This is a genomic window from Oleiagrimonas sp. (assembly GCF_027858935.1).
GTDB lineage: Bacteria > Pseudomonadota > Gammaproteobacteria > Xanthomonadales > Rhodanobacteraceae > Oleiagrimonas.
The window spans coordinates 1-2,907 of the sequence record NZ_JAQIBU010000179.1 but is presented as its reverse complement, the minus strand read 5'-3'; the positions used below and the strand labels follow the sequence as shown (position 1 = coordinate 2,907).

Here is a 2,907-nt window from a genome sequence, read left to right as displayed (position 1 = left end):
CTCGATGCCTGCGTGGAAGACTGCGTGAACGCCGTGGGCGTGGATGTGAATACGGCCTCGGCACCGCTGCTTTCGCACGTGGCCGGACTTTCTGCCAGCGTCGCCGACAACGTGGTCCGCCATCGCGACAGCCACGGTGCCTTTCGTACCCGGAAAGCGCTGATGGAGGTGTCGCGTCTGGGCGAAAAGGCCTTTGAGCAGTGTGCCGGCTTTCTGCGCATCGGCAACGGCGACAACCCGCTGGATGCCAGCGCGGTGCATCCGGAAGCCTATCCGGTGGTCGAGCGCATCGTTGCCCGATGTGGGCGCGAGGTCCGCCAGGTCATCGGCGACACACATTTCCTGCGCGGCCTCAATCCCGGGGACTACACCGACGAACGCTTTGGTCTACCCACCGTACGCGACATCCTCAAGGAACTGGAAAAACCCGGGCGCGACCCACGCCCCGAGTTCGTCACCCCTTCCTTTGCCGAAGGCGTGGAGCAGATCAAGGACCTTTCGCCAGGCATGGTGCTGGAAGGCCGCGTCACCAATGTGGCCGCCTTCGGTGCCTTCGTCGATATCGGGGTGCATCAGGACGGGCTGGTGCATGTCTCGGCGCTGTCGCACAACTTCGTCAAGGATCCCCGCGAGGTGGTCAAGGCCGGCGACATCGTCAAGGTCAAGGTGATGGAGGTCGATCCCGCGCGCAAACGCATCGGCCTGTCCCTGCGCCTGGACGACGTGCCCGGGGAAGCGCGTGGGGATCGCTCCTCGAAGCCGGACCAGCCGCGGGGCAAAGCCGCACGCAAGCCTTCGTCAACGCCGGCTGCCGCACCGGCCAACGGGGCATTGGCCCATGCCTTCAACCGCGCAAGAAAAGACTGACCGGGATTCCAGCAGGTCATTGGCTTAGCATGCACGAGGACGCCTTTGTGCGCCCTTGTGCATTGCGCACGGCATGCAGGCAAGACATCCCATCGGGCATGCAGATTGCCTGCACCGGAGCCCCGGTGGGGCGACACCGAGGCATCCCCATCACGTCCCGGGCGTGACCTCGATCTGGAAGTCCTCGCCCTGCCATTGATCGGTATCGCGCCAATGCATGGTGAACTGGATCCGGCCGGCCTTGGCCATGGCCGCTGCGGGAATCACGGCGACGTGGCCCAGCGCCCAGTCGCTGGAATCGACATCCTGGACGTCATGCCAACCGTCCATGCCCCAGTGCAGGCTGAAGGGCGCTTCCAGCAACACGCGCAAGGCCTGGCCGACGCGAATCGATCGCGGACGCTGGCGCAGACGCCACAGCCGGAACTCCGGTTGTGGTCGTCGTCCTTGATAACGCGCCCAGGTGGCCGCCGGTCGATCCACAGGGTGGCCCAGCGCATGACTGTGGCACAGCTTGATGAACTCGCCGTGCGCCCAGACCAGGGGCATCGCGGAGCCGCTGGGTTGACCCGGGAACAGGTCCTTTTCCGGAATCGGAGCGCTGTCCCAGACCTGCTCGGGCAACAGCCCGCCCATGCCGGTCATCCGTGCCATGGTTTCGATATAGTCCAGTGCCCCCTCGCCCGCCGAAACCGCCAGATGGCCACGCTCACCCACCAGCAGGGGCCATCCCCTTCCGATGCCCGATCCGTCGAAGGGGCGACCATCGGCATGTTCTCCATAGCCATCGCCATTGTAGCGGTGCCAGACCGGGCCCTTGGGCGTGTCGGTCCTGAGCAGGCCGTCGATCACCTTGATGGTATCGACGATCGCCGGATCATCCGCGGCACGCAGGCCGTAGCGGACCAGTTGCAGACAATCCGTGGCGATCTGTTCGTCGGCGGACAAATGCGGTTCATCCACGCGGTTCTTGATCAGCAGCCACTCGTTCTTGGCGCCCTCGTTGACCAGGACGTCGCTCGGGGTGATGCGCAGGTAATAGCCACGCACATCAAACTTTCCGGCCAGCCGGGTCCCCTGCACGAAGGTCCAGTCCTCGATGCAGGCATTCCAGTCGTCCGCGACCATGAGCGCGCAGTCTCTGGCCTTGCCGTCCAGAAATTGAGCGCCCTCGACCAGGGCCGCGATCACGACGGCCAGCGTGAAGGTATTGACGCCGCCGTCCTCCTCCCAGCGATCCTGTCCCGTGGCGGGACCTTCGCGGAGAAGAAACCGCAGGGCGCGTAATACCATGTCGCCGACGGAAATGTCCCCCAAGGCTTGTGCGTCCTTCAGCGCAGCGGCGAGCAGGATGGGAAACGCCGCCTCGTCAAGCTGGATCCCCTGCCAGAACGGTTTGCCGCCCAGCCATTGATTCTGCAACCAGTGGCCATCGGCCTGCTGCGTGCTGATGAGATAGTTCAACACGTCGCGCGCCTTGGCGTGCGCACCCATGGCAAGCAAGGCGCCCGCGCTTTCAACCAGATCCCTGGACCAGACCAGATGATACCCGCCTCGGCTGGCGCTGGCTTCGCCCCAGGGCACCGAGAGACTGGCCACCAGCGCGCCCGGAAAAGTGCGGTCCTCATGCGTTCGCAGCACATTGGTCGATCGCTGGTACAACGCCTTGGCCGCCGGACTCATGTCGTGCAACGCGCGCTCGGGAGCCATGCTTGCATTCCGACATGCACGCCATTCCCGGCCATAGGCTGCACTCACCGAGGCAAAGCCCTCGCTCAGTGACGACCAGGCCAGCGTGGCGGCCGATTCCTTGCTGGTGGCCATGCCCAGTGCCACGGTACCGCTGCGCGAGAGCGCTCCACCGAGGGCCACCTCGCCGGGGCCCGCCTTGTCGTAGTCCCATGCCATGCGCCCATGCCGCTGAAAATCCTGCCACAGGTCACTGGCACCGACCTCGCCGACCGAGCACCGGCCCAACGCGGCAAGCCCGGCCGGATCCCTGCACGCAAGGGCCAGGCCAAAGGGGCCCTGTTCGGCCCA

General features: G+C 65.4%; 2 protein-coding genes. One reads left to right on the top strand and one right to left on the bottom strand.

The window, feature by feature from the left end; translation table 11 throughout:
* A partial coding sequence (locus PF446_RS06605; protein WP_298070450.1) for a helix-hairpin-helix domain-containing protein occupies nt 1–867 on the top strand: 867 nt, incomplete at its 5' end.
* 150 nt (nt 868–1,017) lie between these two features.
* On the opposite strand, the gene PF446_RS06600 is transcribed toward PF446_RS06605, so the two are convergent.
* Nucleotides 1,018–2,907, bottom strand: a 1,890-nt coding sequence (locus PF446_RS06600; RefSeq protein ID WP_298070448.1) for a glycoside hydrolase family 15 protein, incomplete at its 5' end; no start/stop codon positions are given.